The sequence below is a fragment of the Nocardia sp. JW2 genome, assembly GCF_051843015.1.
GTDB classification, from domain to species: Bacteria; Actinomycetota; Actinomycetes; order Mycobacteriales; family Mycobacteriaceae; genus Nocardia; species Nocardia coubleae.
This window is the reverse complement of record NZ_JBPXLK010000040.1, coordinates 18,374-34,143: the sequence shown is the minus strand read 5'-3', so window position 1 is coordinate 34,143 and position 15,770 is coordinate 18,374. Positions and strand designations below refer to the sequence as shown.

Genomic DNA, 15,770 nt, shown 5'->3' with positions numbered 1-15,770 from the left:
CGGATCAGCGTCGGGGCGGTGTAGTAGATGGTGACGCCGTATTTTTCGATGATCTCGAAGTGGCGGTGCTCATTCGGTGAGTTCGGGGTGCCTTCGTAGACGACCTGGGTGGCGCGGTTGGCCAGCGGTCCGTAGACGATGTAGCTGTGGCCGGTGACCCATCCGATGTCGGCGGTGCACCAATAGACGTCTTGTCCCGCTTTGTGATCGAACACGTTGTGGTGGGTGTAGGCGGTTTGGGTGAGGTATCCGCCGCTGGTGTGCAGGATCCCCTTCGGCTTCCCGGTGGTCCCGGAGGTGTAGAGGATGAACAACGGATGCTCGGCGGGAAAAGCCTGCGCCTCGTGCGACGGCGAAGCGGTGGAAACCGTTTCGTCCCACCACAGATCACGGACCTCGGTCCACGGCACATCCAACCCGGTCCGCCGCACCACCAGCACATGCTCGACGCTGGTCGGGTCGTCACCGAGCGCCTCGTCCACGGCGTACTTCAACGGCGCCGGCTTACCGCGCCGCCACTGCCCATCCGTCGTCACGATCAGCCGCGCCTGCGCGTCGTCGACCCGCTGACGCAGCGCGCTCGGCGAGAACCCGGCGAACACCACCGAATGTGTCAGCCCCAGCCGCGCACACGCCAGCATCGCCACGATCGCCTCGGGCACCATCGGCATGTAGATGGCCACCCGATCACCGGCGACGAGCCCGAGCGCACTGAAAGTGTTGGCCGCCCGGCACACTTCGTCGAGCAGTTCCTGGTAGGTGATCGCCCGCGAATCGCCCGGCTCACCTTCCCACAGGATGGCGACCTGGTCGCCGTGCCCGTCGAGCACATGCCGGTCGAGGCAGTTGTAGGCCACGTTCAGCTCGCCGTCGGCGAACCACTTCGCCACCGGTGCGTCCGACCAGTCCAGTACCTGGGTGAACGGCGTGTGCCAGTGCAACCGGCGCGCCTGTTCGGCCCAGAAGCCGTCGCGGTCGGCGTCGGCCCGCTCGTAGAGGTCGGCGGTCGCGTTCGCCTGGGCGGCGAACTCCGCACTCGGTCCGAAGCTGGTCGCGGGATTGGTCACTGCGCCGGTCACAACAATTCTCCTTCGAAACACTCAGGGGGACAGCCCGTTCCGGTGGGGCGAACCACCGGAACGGGCGTGGGGGACATCAGTGCGAGATCGCCTTCTCCGCACCGACGCCGGTCAGGGCACGTACTTCCATCTCCGCGGCCTTGCCGAGGTCGACCTTCTCGCCGCGCCCACCCAGGTAGGTGCCGACCACGCCGAGCACGAACGCCAGCGGGATGGACACGATGCCCGGGTTGGACAGCGGGAACCAGTGGAAGTCGGTCCCGGTGATCATCGAGGTCTTGGTGCCCGACACCGCCGGGGAGAACACGATGAGCACGATGGTCGAGATCAGGCCGCCGTACATGGACCACAGCGCGCCGGTGGTGTTAAATCGCTTCCAGAACAGCGAGTACAGGATGGTCGGCAGGTTCGCCGCCGCCGCCACCGCGAAGGCCAGCGCCACCAGGAACGCGATGTTCTGGCCGTTGGCCAGGATGCCGAGCCCGATGGCCAGCACACCGATCACCACGGCGGTGATCCGCGAGACGCGCACCTGCTTGCGCTCGTCGACGTTGCCCTTCTTGATCACGCTGGCGTAGATGTCGTGCGCGAACGACGCCGACGCGGTGATCGTCAGTCCGGCGACGACCGCGAGGATGGTCGCGAACGCCACCGCCGAGATCACCCCGAGCAGGATCACGCCGCCGAGCTCGAAGGCCAGCAGCGGTGCCGCCGCGTTCTGCCCACCCGCCGCGGCCAGGATCTTGTCCGGGCCGACGATGGCGGCCGCGCCGTAGCCGAGCACCAGGGTGAACAGGTAGAACGCGCCGATCAGACCGATCGCCCACACCACCGAGCGGCGAGCCTCTTTCGCGGTCGGGACCGTGTAGAAGCGCATCAGGACGTGCGGCAGACCGGCGGTGCCGAGCACGAGTGCCAGACCCAGCGACAGGAAGTTCAGCTTCGACATCTCGCTGCCGCCGTACTGGGCGCCGGGGGCGAGCACATCGCGGCTCGCGACGGCCTTGTTGGCCGACTCGCTCACCGATTCCTGTGCGGCACCGAGGATGTCGGACAGGTTGAAGCCGAACTTGGCGAACACCATCACCGTCATCAGCGCGGCACCGGCGATCAGCAGGACTGCCTTGATGATCTGCACCCAGGTGGTGCCCTTCATCCCGCCGACGAGCACGTACACGATCATCAGCACGCCGACGATCGCGATGACCACCGATTGCCCCGCACGCGAGGAGATGTCGAGCAGCAAGGCGACCAGACCGCCCGCCCCCGCCATCTGCGCGAGCAGGTAGAACAGCGACACCGTGAGCGTGGTCAGCGCGGCCGCGGTGCGAACCGGGCCTTCCTTCAACCGGAAGCTGAGCACGTCGGCCATCGTGAATTTGCCGGTGTTGCGCAGCATTTCGGCCACCAGCAGCAGCGCGACCAGCCAGGCGACGAGGAACCCGATCGAGTACAGGAACCCGTCGTAGCCGTAGACGGCGATGGCGCCTGCGATACCGAGGAAGCTGGCCGCCGACAGGTAGTCACCGGCGATGGCGATGCCGTTCTGCGGTCCCGAGAACCCGCGACCACCGGTGAAATAGTCGGCGGCACTGGCGTTGTTGCGGCTGGCCCGGATCACCACGACCATGGTGACCACCACGAACAGCCCGAAGATTGCGATATTGGCGACGGGGTTACCCACCGTCGTATCCGCGGCGAGAATGCTCATGCGCGGTCCCCTTCGAGTTCTTCCCGGATGGCCGCGGCCCGCGGATCCAGCTCACGGTTGGCGAACCGGACATACGCGCCGGTGATGACGAAGGTCGTGACGAACTGCGCGAGGCCGAGCAATAGTCCGACGTTGATATTGCCGAAGACCGGTGTGGCCATGAAGTCGTGCGCGTACGCGCCGAGCACCACATAGGTCAGGTACCACACCAGGAACAGTGCGGTCATCGGGAAGACGAAGCGGCGCAGCCGGTTCCGCAGATCCTGGAACTGCGGGCTCGCCTGCACGGCGAGGAATTCGGCGGCACTCGGCGGGCGCCGGTTGGGCGCTTTTTCGGTGTCGGTTTCGGTCATGCCGGGTCCTAGCGTGAAGGGGGAGGTGCTCTGTGATGACGGTAGGGCGCACGGCGTTCTGTGGTGTGGGTCACTCGGTGAAGGTGCTCACCTGTGCGGTGAACGGTCGTCGGCGTGCGATGAACGGTCGGCCGGTCAGCGGTCGACCGGGTTGCGGTCCGCACCCATCCCGAGCCGTTCCGGTGCGTGCATGCGCAGGAAGATGCCCGCGACGACCCGCCCGTCCGGCCGCTTGCCGAGCAGGCTCACCACGATGGTCACCGCGAAGGCCAGCGGCACGCTCACCGCGCCCGGATAGTCGACGATCGCCGTCGCCCAGCCGTTCGCCACGTGCGTTGGTACGCCGCCGAGCACCGCGAGGACGGTCGCCCCGCCCGCGGTGACAGCGCCGACGAGCATGCCGCACGCCGCGCCGGTGGCGGTGAGCCCACGCCACCAGATGCCGAGCACGAGCAGCGGGCACAGGGTCGAGGCGGCCACCGAGAACGCGAGCGCGACCGTGCGCGACAGATCGAGCGAGGCGACGGTGAGCGCGAGGGTGAGCGGAACGAGCCCGGCCACCAGCGCCGCCGCCCGGAAGTCACGGATCCGGCCGCGCAGCACGTCGGTGCTGAGCACCCCGGCCAGACTCACCAGCAATCCCGACGACGTGGACAGGAACGCCGCGATCGCTCCGGCCGCCGCCAGCGCGGTGAGCACCTGACCACCGAGCCCGCCGAGAACGGCACCGGGTAACAGCACGACCGCCGCGTCCGAGGCGCCGGTGATGAGCAGTTGCGGCACGTACAGCCGGGCGAAGACGCCGAGCAGGATCGGGAACAGATAGAACAGGCCGACCAGGCCGATCACGGTCAGCGCCGTGCGCCGCGCCGACGGTCCGTCCCGGTTCGTGTAGAAGCGGACGAGCACGTGCGGTAGCCCCATGGTGCCGAGAAAAGTCGCGACGATCAGCGAGAACACCTGGTACCGGGGATGATTCCCGCCGAAGCCGCCGCCGGGTTCGACCCAGCCGGTGCCGTCGGACGGCGCGCCTGCGACGACCGGTACCGCCGAACCGGGTGCCAGGAGCAGTTCGGTGCCTTCGGTCAGGGTGTGGTCGCCCGGTGTCAGCGTCACCTGGCCTGCGGTGTCCTGCCCGTCGAGGGTGCCGTGCACGGTGACCACCTGGGAAACGTCCAGGTGTACAACCACATCCGTGGTGATGTCGACGGTGGTGAGCCGGTCGACCGTCGGCGGGGCCGGGGTGCCGAGCGGGCGTTCGTCGGCGAGGAAGTGCAGCCCGAGGACAAGGGCGGGAATCGCGACGGCGGTCAGTTTCAGCCAGTACTGGAAGGCCTGCACCAGCGTCACCGAGCGCATTCCGCCGCCGATCACATTGGCGAGCACGATGGTGCCGACCGCGACCGCGCCCACCCAGGCGGGCACCCCGAGCAGCAGGTGCAGGGTCAGGCCCGCGCCCTGGAACTGGGGGATCAGGTACACCGCGCACACCACGACGACCACCCCGGCGGCCATCCGCCGCAGCCGGATCGAACCGAGCCGGAACTCGGCGAAGTCGGGGACGGTGTAGGCACCGGAGCGGCGAAGGGGAGCGGCGACGAACATCAGCAGACCCAGGTAACCCGCCGTGAACCCCACCGGGTACCAGAGTGCGTCGGCGCCGTACTTGGCGATCAGGCCGGCGACGCCGAGAAAGGACGCGGCGGAGAGATATTCGCCCGAGATCGCGGCCGCGTTCCAGCGTGAACCGACCGTGCGGGAGGCGACCAGGAAGTCCGACGTCGTGCGTGACAGGCGGACTCCGTACAGGCCGATACCGATCGTGGCCAGGGCTGCCAGCAGCAGTGCTGCCACGGTGAGCATCGGAATGCCCGAGCTCATTTCAGTCCCCGGCCAGTTCGAGGAAGTCGTCCTCGTTGCGTTCCGCCAGCCGGACATAGACCCGGCCCACCGCGTACAGCAGCGGGAAGGCGAGCAGGCCGAGGATCAACCACGGCAGGCGGATACCGAGGACGGTCGCCGAGGCGACGGCGTCGATACCGAACAGCAGCGGGAGCGCACCGAATCCGGCGACGACCACGAAACCGAGGCGGAGGGCGAGCCCGAGCTGGGCGCGGATCAGCCCGCCGATCAGCGCCGCCCCGAGATCGGTTTGCTCCACCACCTCGGTACGAGTACGCACCTGGCGGGCGCCGCGCCGCTGCGCGAGCACCACCCGCTCGCGCTGTGGTCGTTGCGGACCGGTCATCGCTGCGACCAGTTCTGCCGTGGCCCGTGCACGAGCCGCTGCTTGAGTTCACGCACCTGGCGCCTGCTCACCGGCAACTCCACCGCACCGGACGCGCCTTCCGCGCGCAGGCACACAACTGTGCCGCTTCCCGTGCTGCGCAACCCGGTGACCAGCCGCAACGCCACGAGGTACGACCGGTGCACCCGCAGGAAACCCGCACCCTCCCACCGTGATTCGAGGGCGGTGAGCGGGATGCGCACCAGGTGCGACCCGGTCCTGGTGTGCAGACGCGCGTAGTCGCCGTCTGCCTCCACCCAGGCCACATCGGCCCGGTGCACCAGCGTGGTGACCCCACCGAGCTCCACCGGGATCACCTCGCTCGGATGCGCCTGCTCCGGCGGCGAAGCCGGCACCGTCGCCCTGGCCGCCGCGATCCGCCGCACCGCCTCGGCCAGCCGCGCCGCCCGCAACGGTTTGAGCAGGTAATCGACCGCCCCCAGATCGAACGCGGCCACCGCGTGATCGTCGTGCGCGGTCACGAACACCACCGCCGGCGGTTCGGCGAACTCCGACAGAATCCCCGCCAGCTCCATCCCCGTCAGCCCCGGCATGTCGATATCGAGAAACACCGCATCGACCGGATGCGCCCGCAACACCCGCAACGCCCCCGTCGCCTCGGACGCCCCGTGCACTTCCCCCACCCCGACCTGCTCGTTGAGCAGATACACCAACTCATCGAGCGCGGGCTTCTCGTCATCGACAGCCAGCACCCGCAGAGCAGCCGAAGTGTCATCAGTGTTCCAGGTCACAGCCCGTTCATCGTAGCGGCTGGGTTTCAGACACCGACCACATACCGCTGCGCCTGCGTGATTCGCGCGGGTTACCGCAGCGGGATCTTGCTTCGTCGCGTTGGCGCTCGGTGAGCCGGCCGACCATCAGGTTGCATGAGTGCCGCTGACTCGGCCGCGAAGAGTCAGGCGCGGATTCCGGGGCGGAACTTGGGGACTCGCATGCTGACTTTCGTGCCTGCGCCCGGTGCGGTTTCGACGACCAATCCGTAGTCGTTGCCGAAGGCGGCGCGGAGGCGGTCGTCGACGTTGGACAGGCCCACGTGGGCGGCTTCGCCGGTGCGGGTGGGGCCGGAGGTGTCGACGGCGTCGAGGGCGCCGGAGCGCAGCAGGTCGGGGTCCATGCCGATGCCGTCGTCCTCGACGCTGATGAGGCAGTCGGTGCCCTCGTCGCTGGCGACGATGCTCAACTGGCCGCCGTGCCTGCCGCCGCCGAGTCCGTGCCGGACCGCGTTCTCGACCAGCGGTTGCAGGGCGAGGAAGGGCAGCACGACGCCGAGCACCTCCGGGGCGATCCGTAACCGCACGTCGAGCGCGTCACCGAAACGCGCCTGCTCCAATGCCAGATACCGTTCGATATTGCGCAATTCATCGGCGAGCACGGTGAATTCGCCCGCCGCGCGGAACGAGTACCGGGTGAAGTCGGCGAATTCGAGGATCAGTTCGCGCGCCCGGTCGGGATCGGTGCGCACGAACGAGGCGATCGTATTGAGCGCGTTGTAGATGAAATGCGGGCTGATCTGGGCGCGCAACGCCCGCACCTCCGCCCGATCGACCCGGGCCCGCGAGGCATCCAGTTCCGCCAATTCCAGCTGCCCACAGGCATACCGCGCCACCTCGGCCGCCGCACCGAGCATCCCCGGCCCCGGCTTACCGGTGATCACCATCCCGAGCGCACCGACCGCCGCCCCCACATCGATCAGCAACGGTTGCGCGATCAACGTGTGCTCGTCACCGTCGACCAGCACCGGCCGCTCCGAAGCGATGGCCCGCCGCGCCGCCGCACCGAACGACCCAAGCATCCCCGTATGCGGCCCGTCCCACGCCAGCAACACCCCCTCCGCATCGGCGACCCCCAACCCCTCCGCCGCCGCCAACGTCCGCAGATGTGGCGCCGCCGCCCGCGCCGACTCCTCGGTCAACCCCCGCCGCAACGGCACCGCCGCCAACGACGCCGTATGCAACGCCTGATGCACCGCCCGCTGCGCCGGAGTCGTCACCACCCGCTGCGTCCGCCGCCAGATCAGCAACACGACCAACGCCATCACCGCCACCACCGCGACAGCGACCACGAAGGTGGTCATCGATCGATCCGCTCAGTCCGCACGCTCCGATTATGACCGTGACCGCACGCCGTCGACGTCTTCGCCGCCGGGACCCGACCGGCGGAAAACGGACACCGCCGAGGACGCGCCGGTGACCTTGACCACGACACGCCGGACCATTGCCAGGCGGAGGCGGGGCGCCCGTGTGGCACGGGAAAACTTGTCGTACCCCCATGCCTAGAATGCCAAGGCCAACCCCCGTCGACACCATGGGAGGAAGGACCGTCTTGGCTTCGTCCGGATCGTTCGTTCACCTGCACAACCACACCGAGTACTCCATGCTCGACGGTGCGGCGAAGATTTCGCCGTTGTTCGCGGAGGCGGAGCGGTTGGGGATGACCGCGGTCGGGATGACCGACCACGGCAACATGTACGGCGCTTCGGAGTTCTACAACTCCGCGAAGAAGGCGGGCATCAAGCCGATCATCGGTATCGAGGCCTATATCGCGCCGGGTTCGCGGTTCGACACCAAGCGTGTGCTGTGGGGTGATCCGTCGCAGAAGAGCGACGACGTCTCCGGTTCCGGTGCCTACACCCACATGACGATGGTCGCCGAGAACGCGACCGGTCTGCGCAACCTGTTCAAGCTGTCGAGTCTTGCCTCCATCGAAGGCCAGCTCGGTAAATGGGCGCGGATGGACGAGGAGATCATCGCCCAGCACGCCGAGGGCATCATCGCCACCACCGGTTGCCCCTCCGGTGAGGTGCAGACCCGCCTTCGCCTGGGGCATGAGCGCGAAGCCCTCGAGGCGGCGGCGAAGTGGCAGGAGATCTTCGGTAAGGAGAACTTCTTCCTCGAGGTGATGGACCACGGTCTGTCGATCGAGCGCCGTGTGCGTGAGGGCCTGCTCATGGTAAGCAAGCAGCTCGATATCCCCCCGCTGGCCACCAACGACTGCCATTACGTCACCAAGGATCAGTCGACCAATCACGAAGCGCTGCTGTGCATTCAAACCGGCAAAACGCTCTCGGACCCGACCCGCTTCAAATTCGACGGTGACGGCTACTACCTGAAGTCCGCCGAAGAGATGCGTGCCATCTGGGACGCCGAGGTCCCCGGCGCCTGCGACAACACCGAACTCATCGGCGAACGGGTCCAGCCCTACGACGAGGTGTGGGAACACCGCGACCGGATGCCGATCTTCCCGGTCCCCGAAGGCCACACCCAGGCCAGCTGGCTGCGCAAGGAAGTCCTCGAAGGCCTGGATCGCCGCTTCCCCGACGGTCCGACACGCGAATATCTCGATCGCGCCGACTTCGAGCTCAAAGTCATCTGCGACATGGGGTTCCCCGCCTACTTCCTCGTCGTCGGTGACCTCATCAAGCACGCACTCGAGGTCGGTATCCGCGTCGGCCCCGGCCGTGGTTCGGCCGCCGGTTCGCTGGTCGCCTACGCGATGGGCATCACCAATATCGACCCCATCCCGCACGGTCTGCTGTTCGAGCGATTCCTCAATCCCGAGCGCGTGTCGATGCCCGATATCGATATCGACTTCGACGATCGCCGCCGCGGTGAGATGGTCCGCTACGCCACCGAGAAGTGGGGCAGCGACCGGGTGGCCCAGGTCATCACGTTCGGCACCATCAAGACCAAGGCCGCGATCAAGGACTCCGCGCGAGTCCTGTTCGGCCAGCCCGGTTTCGCCATCGCCGACCAGATCTCCAAGGCGCTGCCCCCGCCGATCATGGCCAAGGACATCTCGGTCGCCGGCATCACCGATCCCGACCACGAGCGGTACAAGGAAGCCGCCGAGGTCCGCGAACTCATCAGCACCAACCCCGATGTCGCCAAGATCTACGAGACCGCGAAGGGTCTGGAAGGACTGATCCGCAACGCGGGCGTGCACGCCTGCGCGGTCATCATGTCCTCGGAGCCGCTCACCGACGCCATCCCGGTGTGGAAACGCGCACAGGACGGCGCGATCATCACCGGTTGGGACTACCCGTCGTGCGAGGCCATCGGCCTGCTGAAGATGGACTTCCTCGGCCTGCGCAACCTCACCGTCATCGGTGACGCCCTGGAGAACATCAAGGCCAACCGCGGCATCGATCTCGACATGGACAACCTGCCGCTCGACGACCCGGCCACCTACGAATTGCTCGCCCGCGGCGACACTCTCGGCGTGTTCCAGCTCGACGGCGGCGCCATGCGCGACCTGCTGCGCCGCATGCAGCCCACCGGCTTCGGCGACATCGTCGCGGTGCTCGCGCTCTACCGTCCCGGCCCGATGGGCATGAACGCCCACAACGACTACGCCGACCGCAAGAACGGGCGGCAAGAAGTCAAACCGATCCACCCCGAGCTCGAAGAGCCACTGAAAGACATCCTGGCCGACACCTTCGGCCTGATCGTCTATCAGGAACAGATCATGCAGATCGCGCAGAAGGTGGCCGGGTACTCGCTCGGTCAAGCCGACATCCTGCGCCGCGCCATGGGTAAGAAGAAGCTGTCGGTGCTGGAAGAGGCCTATGCCGGCTTCCGCGAGGGCATGCTTGCCAACAACTTCTCCGAACCGGCCATCAAGGCACTGTGGGACACGATCCTCCCGTTCGCCGGTTACGCGTTCAACAAATCGCACGCCGCCGGATACGGCCTCGTCTCCTTCTGGACGGCCTACCTGAAGGCGAACTACCCCGCCGAGTACATGGCCGGGCTGCTCACCTCCGTCGGTGACGACAAGGACAAGGCCGCGGTCTACCTGTCGGACTGCCGCAAGATGGGCATCACGGTGCTGCCGCCCGATGTCAACGAGTCGGAGCAGAACTTCGCCTCGGTGGGCAAGGACATCCGCTTCGGTCTCGGCGCGGTGCGCAATGTCGGCGCCAATGTGGTGTCCTCGATCATCGCCGCCCGCAAGGAGAAGTCGAAGTTCACCGATTTCTCCGACTACCTGAACAAGATCGACGCCACGGCCTGCTCCAAGAAGGTCACCGAATCCCTCATCAAGGCAGGTGCTTTCGACTCGCTCGGGCATCCGCGCAAGGGCCTGATGCTGGTGCATTCGGATGCGATCGACGCGGTGATGTCGACGAAGAAGGCCGAGGCGATCGGCCAGTTCGACCTGTTCGGCGGCATGGACGACGCCGACGAGTCGATGGCATCGGTGTTCAACGTGAAGGTGCCCGACGACGAATGGGAAACCAAACACAAGCTGGCCCTGGAGCGGGAGATGCTCGGCCTGTACGTGTCGGGCCACCCGCTCAACGGCGTCGAACACGTCCTCGCCGCCCAGGTGGACACCCCCATCCCGGCCATCCTGGAAGGCGACGTCAAGGACGGCGCCCAGGTGACCATCGGCGGCATCCTGGCCTCGGTGAACCGCCGCATCAACAAGAACGGCCTGGCCTGGGCCTCGGCCCAACTCGAGGACCTGACCGGTGGCGTGGAGGTGCTTTTCTTCCCACAGTCCTACTCGGTGTACGGCATGGATGTGGTCGAGGACGCCGTGGTGCTGGTCAAGGCCCGCGTCTCGGTCCGCGACGACCGCATCTCGCTGATCGCCAACGACCTTGTGGTGCCCGACCTTTCGGCGATCGGCGTAGCCAAGCCGGTGTCGGTGGTGATGACCACCCGCATGTGCACGCCGGAAAAGGTCAAGGAACTCAAGAAGGTCCTCTCGCGCCATCCAGGCACCTCCGACGTGCACATCCGCCACGTGGGCGCCAGAGAGAAGACCACCCTGCTCAAGCTCGACGACGCCTGGCGGGTATCACCGTCCTCGGCACTGATGGGCGACCTGAAAGCACTGCTCGGCCCGGGCTGCCTGGGCTGAGCCCGGTGATGTGATCCACCGCATAAGCGGTCGCGTTCGCCGTCGTCGTCTCGTCCGAGGAGACGAGAGACCCCACCGGGGTCATGGCGAAGGACTACGCGAATGCGGTGGAGCAAAGCCGTCGGTGTGTTGCTCGCGGCGGCGATATGGCAGTCGGCGCCCGGGCCCGCATAGGCCGATCCGGTCGATCATGCGCTCCCGACTTGGACCTCACAGCCATAACGGATGCGGTAGTGCAGTTCCGCGACGCGGTCCACATGCTCCACGAAGACCAACCGCTCCGCTTCACCACCGCGGTGCTCGGGTTCCTCTGAGAGGACGGCTGAATGCCCGATCGGGAGACCTACCGAACTTCCGGACGCTAGTTGGTGCCGACACCCAGCCCCCGGCGGGGTGATGGCCGGACAGGGGCGGACGGGCTAGCGTCGAGAGGCGTGATGTCTGTGACGCTGCTCGACTCGCCCCTGTCGACCGCATCGTCCGCTCGACAGATGTGGTCACGGTTGCCTGCCCGTGGGGTGGTCGGCGTGGCCGCCGCGTTGATCATCGCCCAGCTGGTTCTGCGGGGCTGGGTGGCGTTTTCGGGCTTCTTCTACTGGGACGATTTCATCCTTATCGGACAGGTGAGCAGATACCCCCTGTGGTCGGCGGAGTTGCTGCTGACCAGCCACGACGGGCACGTGATGCCGTTGGCGATCGCGTTGACCTGGCTGGTGACGAAGGTGGCGCCACTGAGCTGGCCTGTCGCGGCGGCGGTGCTCGTCGGGTTGCAGCTGCTCGCCTCGCTCGCGGTGCTACGGCTGCTCGTCGTGTTGATGGGATGGCGGGTGCGGCTGCTCGGTCCGCTGCTGTTCTACCTGTTCGTGCCCCTGACCGTGCCCGCGTTCGCCTGGTGGGCGGCGGCGGTGAACGCCCTGCCGTTGCAGATCGCGCTGGCCTGGGTGAGCGCGGACGCCGTCATGCTGGCGCGGACGGGTAGGCGTCGGTACGTGGTATCGGGTGCGTTCGTCTTCGCCGTGGCCTTGCTGTCGTTCGAGAAGTCGATCGTCGTGCTACCGGTCGCGTGCGCGGTGGTCGCGTTGTCGGCGCATGTCGCGGGGCGTCCCTGGCGCGATGCGGTTCGTCGCGGGGGAGCACTCTGGGTGGCGGGTGGCGCCGTTCTGCTCGCCTGGGCCGCTGTGTTCCTGCTGGTCATCCAGCGCCCGCGCGGGCTGACCGGGCCCGAAGATCCCGGCGCGCTGCTCAGCCGGGCGCTGTCGGACGGACTGGTGCCTGCCTTGTTCGGTGGTCCGTGGCGCTGGGAGCGGTGGCAACCGGCCACGCCCTGGGCCGACCCGCCGGGCCTTGCCGTCCTCATCTGTTGGCTATTGCTGATCCTGTTGGCGGCGTGGACAATTCGCTCCCGGGCGCGGGTGACTGCGGTCTGGTTGTGCGCTGCGGCCTACGCCATCGCGACCATAGCCCCGGTGATTGTGCTGCGCGACGGGCCCGGCACCGCCGCCCTGCTACTCCAGTCCATGCGCTACTTCGCCGACTTCGCCGTGATTGCCACAATCGCCCTTGCGTTGATTGTGCAGGCACGGCGTTCCGGTGCCGCGCAGGAGGATTCGTCACCCGACCGTCGCGGGTCCGACACGGCGGACGCTCGCCCACGCACCGCAGGCATGTTGCCGCGCAGCCGTTTCCGGTTCAGGACCGGCTCGGTCGGAGGATCCCAGCCGAGCGAACGCCTGCGAACCGGCCCGACATCGCGCATCCCGAGAGACCTGCCCACCTCGACGCTGTTCGCGATACCTGCCGTCCTATTCCTGCTGAGCAGCGTCATCTCCACAATCACCTTCACCCGGTCATGGGAACCGAGCCCGGCGCGCACCTACATCACCGGCGTGCGCGCGGCCCTCCCGACAGCGACGGACGCCCCACTGCTGCCGCAGGAAGTCCCCTGGAATGTCTTGAACCCGTTGGCTTTCCCGCAGAATATGACCGACCACGTCCTCGCCCCGATCGCGACACCGACAACGTTCGCCGCAGCCACTCCGACGCTGCGAATGATCACCGACACCGGTGAGATCGTCGACGCGTATGTCTGGTGGAACCGCGCCGTCACCCCGGGTCCGGAACCGCAATGTGGCCACCGAGTGCGCGGCAGCACATCGATCCCCTTGGACGGCCCCATGCAGATCCGCGACTGGACCGCCCAGATCAACTATTTCGCCGACCGTGACGGCCGGATCGCGGTGTCCTTCGAAGGCGACACCGAAACCGTCGCCGACGTGCGACAGGGCCTGAACACGGTGTACGTCCGGCTGCTCGGCGGCGGCGACGCCCTGCGGGTCAGGCCGCTCGAGCCTGAACAGTCGCTGTGTGTGGGGGTGGGACCGGTCGGCGTCGCCGCCTTCCCGCGCTGATCGGACTACCCAGGATTCATGGCGCCCCGCGCAGGCATTTCTTGCCGAGTTGCGCGGCGGCCGGCACGAACGCGATGCCGCTACCCCCCCGAGGCCACAACGACGTGGTCGCCCCGACCGCAGCGGCGACTCTCGTCCGACTCGCCGGGTGCACCGAAGCCGACGCTGGGCATCGCGACCGATCAGCAATCGTTGCCCGGGCGTGCCGCCGTACTCCGTGCGATGCTGACGGTATGAGGCAGTTTCGGGTGTGGGCGCCGGAGGCGAGCGCGATGCGACTGCAACTCGAGGGGGTGGTCCACCCCATGCGCCGCAACGGCGGCGGCTGGTGGTCGGTGCGGGCCGACGCCGACCAGGGCGCGGAGTACGGCTTCCTCATCGACGACGACCCGACGGTGCTGCCCGATCCGCGCTCACCGCGTCAGCCCAACGGCGTGCATGCCCTGTCCGCCGTCCACGACCTCGACACCGCCGTCTGGACTGATCAGTCCTGGACCGGCAGACAACTGGCCGGCTCGGTTTTCTACGAACTGCACATCGGCACCTTCACCCCGGACGGCACCTTCGACGCCGCGATCGAACGCCTCGACCACCTGGTCGAACTCGGCGTCACCACCGTGGAACTCATGCCGGTGAACGCCTTCGACGGCACCCACAACTGGGGTTACGACGGTGTGCTCTGGTACGCGGTGCAGGAAACCTACGGCGGCCCCGACGGCCTGCAACGTTTCGTCGACGCCTGCCACGCCCGAGGCCTCGCGGTCTGCCTCGACGTGGTCTACAACCATCTCGGCCCCTCCGGCAACTACCTCCCACGCTTCGGGCCCTACCTCACCACCGGCCGCAACACCTGGGGCCAGAGCGTGAACCTGGACGGCCCCGGCTCCGATGCCGTGCGCCGCCACATCATCGACAATGCCCTGCGCTGGTTGCGCGACTTCCACATCGATGCCCTGCGTCTCGACGCCGTCCACGCCCTCGTCGACCACACCGCCACCCACCTGCTCGAAGAACTCGTCGTCGAAACCACCGCGCTCTCAGCCCATCTGGGCCGCCCGCTCACCCTCATCGCCGAAAGCGACCTCAACGACCCACGCCTGATCACCCCGCGCGCGGCAGGCGGCTACGGTCTGACCGGTCAGTGGAACGACGACCTCCACCACGCCGTGCACACCGCCGTCTCCGGCGAAAGACAGGGCTACTACGCCGATTTCGGCTCACTGGCCTGCCTGGCACAGACCCTCACCCACGGGTTCTTCCACGCCGCAACCTATTCCAGCTTCCGTGGCCGAACCCATGGCATCCCGATCCGCCGCGACCTGATCCCCGGCAGCGCCCTGCTCGGCTACACCTGCAACCACGACCAGATCGGCAACCGCGCCCTCGGCGACCGCCCGAGCGACTACCTCACCCCCGGCCAGCTGGCGGTGAAAGCGGCTCTCGTGCTGCTGTCCGCGAGCACGCCGATGCTGTTCATGGGCGAGGAATGGGGCGCGCGTACCCCGTTCCAGTTCTTCACCTCCCACACCGACCCCGTCATCGGCGCCGCGACCGCCGACGGCCGCCGCGCCGAGTTCGCCGCACACGGCTGGGCCACCGACGACGTCCCCGATCCCCAGGATCCCGCCACCTTCACCCGCTCGAAACTCGACTGGACCGAACGCGGCCGTGAACCGCACGCCCGGCTACTGGCCTGCTATCGCGCCCTGCTCGCCCTGCGCAAGTCGCGACCCGAGTTCGGTGATCCCTGGCTGGAACGGGTCTGGGCCGATTACGACGAGGGCGCCCGCTGGTTCGTGCTGCGGCGCGGCCGGATCTCGGTGGTGTGCAACCTGTCCGAGGACGAGGCGGTGGTTCCGGTGTACGGCCGGGTGCTGCTGGCGTGGGCACCGGCGACAGAAAACGAAGGGGGAACTCTTGTTTCGGGTCACAGTTTCGTCGTGCTCGAAGAAGGGGAGGGCACGGGGACCGTGGTCACCGACTGATCTCAGGCGGCCACAGCTCGGCCACGGTGCACGGGAGATCGTTGCCGAAGCGACATAA

The 15,770-nt window shown here is 67.5% G+C and carries 10 protein-coding genes; 3 read left to right on the top strand and 7 right to left on the bottom strand.

What is annotated here, in order from left to right:
- From ACSVDM_RS29755 to ACSVDM_RS29725, 7 genes are all read right to left on the bottom strand, one after another.
- On the bottom strand, positions 1-1,079 hold a 1,079-nt coding region (locus tag ACSVDM_RS29755; RefSeq protein ID WP_439269031.1), incomplete at its 3' end, for an AMP-binding protein.
- Positions 1,080-1,155: 76 nt separating this feature from the next.
- Positions 1,156-2,790, bottom strand: a complete 1,635-nt coding sequence (locus tag ACSVDM_RS29750; protein ID WP_225282282.1) for a solute symporter family protein — start codon at positions 2,788-2,790, stop codon at positions 1,156-1,158.
- On the bottom strand, positions 2,787-3,143 hold the full coding sequence (locus ACSVDM_RS29745) for a DUF485 domain-containing protein (RefSeq protein WP_439269030.1): 357 nt from the start codon (positions 3,141-3,143) through the stop codon (positions 2,787-2,789). Before ACSVDM_RS29745 ends, ACSVDM_RS29750 begins: the two co-directional genes overlap by 4 nt.
- Before the next feature lie 135 nt (positions 3,144-3,278).
- Complete coding sequence (locus ACSVDM_RS29740) at positions 3,279-5,024, bottom strand: sodium/solute symporter (protein ID WP_439269029.1); 1,746 nt, start codon at positions 5,022-5,024, stop codon at positions 3,279-3,281.
- 1 nt (position 5,025) lies between these two features.
- Positions 5,026-5,391, bottom strand: a complete 366-nt coding sequence (locus ACSVDM_RS29735; RefSeq protein ID WP_067642821.1) for a hypothetical protein — start codon at positions 5,389-5,391, stop codon at positions 5,026-5,028.
- Positions 5,388-6,182, bottom strand: coding sequence for a LytR/AlgR family response regulator transcription factor (locus tag ACSVDM_RS29730; RefSeq protein ID WP_067642818.1), 795 nt, complete (start codon positions 6,180-6,182; stop codon positions 5,388-5,390). The genes ACSVDM_RS29735 and ACSVDM_RS29730 overlap by 4 nt, the downstream gene beginning before the upstream one ends.
- A gap of 164 nt (positions 6,183-6,346) precedes the next feature.
- A complete protein-coding gene (locus tag ACSVDM_RS29725) occupies positions 6,347-7,525 on the bottom strand; it encodes a sensor histidine kinase (protein ID WP_439269028.1) in 1,179 nt (392 codons plus the stop codon).
- 248 nt (positions 7,526-7,773) lie between these two features.
- Here ACSVDM_RS29725 and dnaE point away from each other — a divergent pair, with 248 nt between their 5' ends.
- The 3 genes from dnaE to treZ all read left to right on the top strand — a co-directional run bounded on the left by dnaE (position 7,774) and on the right by treZ (position 15,712).
- Positions 7,774-11,319 carry a DNA polymerase III subunit alpha gene (dnaE, locus tag ACSVDM_RS29720; protein WP_439269027.1) on the top strand — a complete coding sequence of 1,182 codons (3,546 nt, stop codon included), beginning with the start codon at positions 7,774-7,776 and terminating at the stop codon, positions 11,317-11,319.
- 437 nt (positions 11,320-11,756) lie between these two features.
- A complete protein-coding gene (locus ACSVDM_RS29715) occupies positions 11,757-13,727 on the top strand; it encodes a hypothetical protein (protein ID WP_439269033.1) in 1,971 nt (656 codons plus the stop codon).
- A 233-nt stretch (positions 13,728-13,960) separates the two neighbouring features.
- Entirely contained in the window at positions 13,961-15,712 is a 1,752-nt protein-coding gene (gene treZ, locus ACSVDM_RS29710) for a malto-oligosyltrehalose trehalohydrolase (protein ID WP_439269026.1), read from the top strand.
- The last annotated feature ends 58 nt before the right edge of the window (positions 15,713-15,770 follow it).

Excerpts from the sequence above, each read along its gene's own strand:
- ACSVDM_RS29715 (WP_439269033.1), top strand. The coding sequence starts at position 11,757 with ATGTCTGTGACGCTGCTCGACTCGCCCCTGTCGACCGCATCGTCCGCT.
- ACSVDM_RS29725 (WP_439269028.1), bottom strand. The coding sequence starts at position 7,525 with ATGACCACCTTCGTGGTCGCTGTCGCGGTGGTGGCGGTGATGGCGTTG.
- ACSVDM_RS29750 (WP_225282282.1), bottom strand. The coding sequence starts at position 2,790 with ATGAGCATTCTCGCCGCGGATACGACGGTGGGTAACCCCGTCGCCAAT.
- ACSVDM_RS29735 (WP_067642821.1), bottom strand. The coding sequence starts at position 5,391 with ATGACCGGTCCGCAACGACCACAGCGCGAGCGGGTGGTGCTCGCGCAG.
- treZ (WP_439269026.1), top strand. The coding sequence starts at position 13,961 with ATGAGGCAGTTTCGGGTGTGGGCGCCGGAGGCGAGCGCGATGCGACTG.
- ACSVDM_RS29745 (WP_439269030.1), bottom strand. The coding sequence starts at position 3,143 with ATGACCGAAACCGACACCGAAAAAGCGCCCAACCGGCGCCCGCCGAGT.
- ACSVDM_RS29740 (WP_439269029.1), bottom strand. The coding sequence starts at position 5,024 with ATGAGCTCGGGCATTCCGATGCTCACCGTGGCAGCACTGCTGCTGGCA.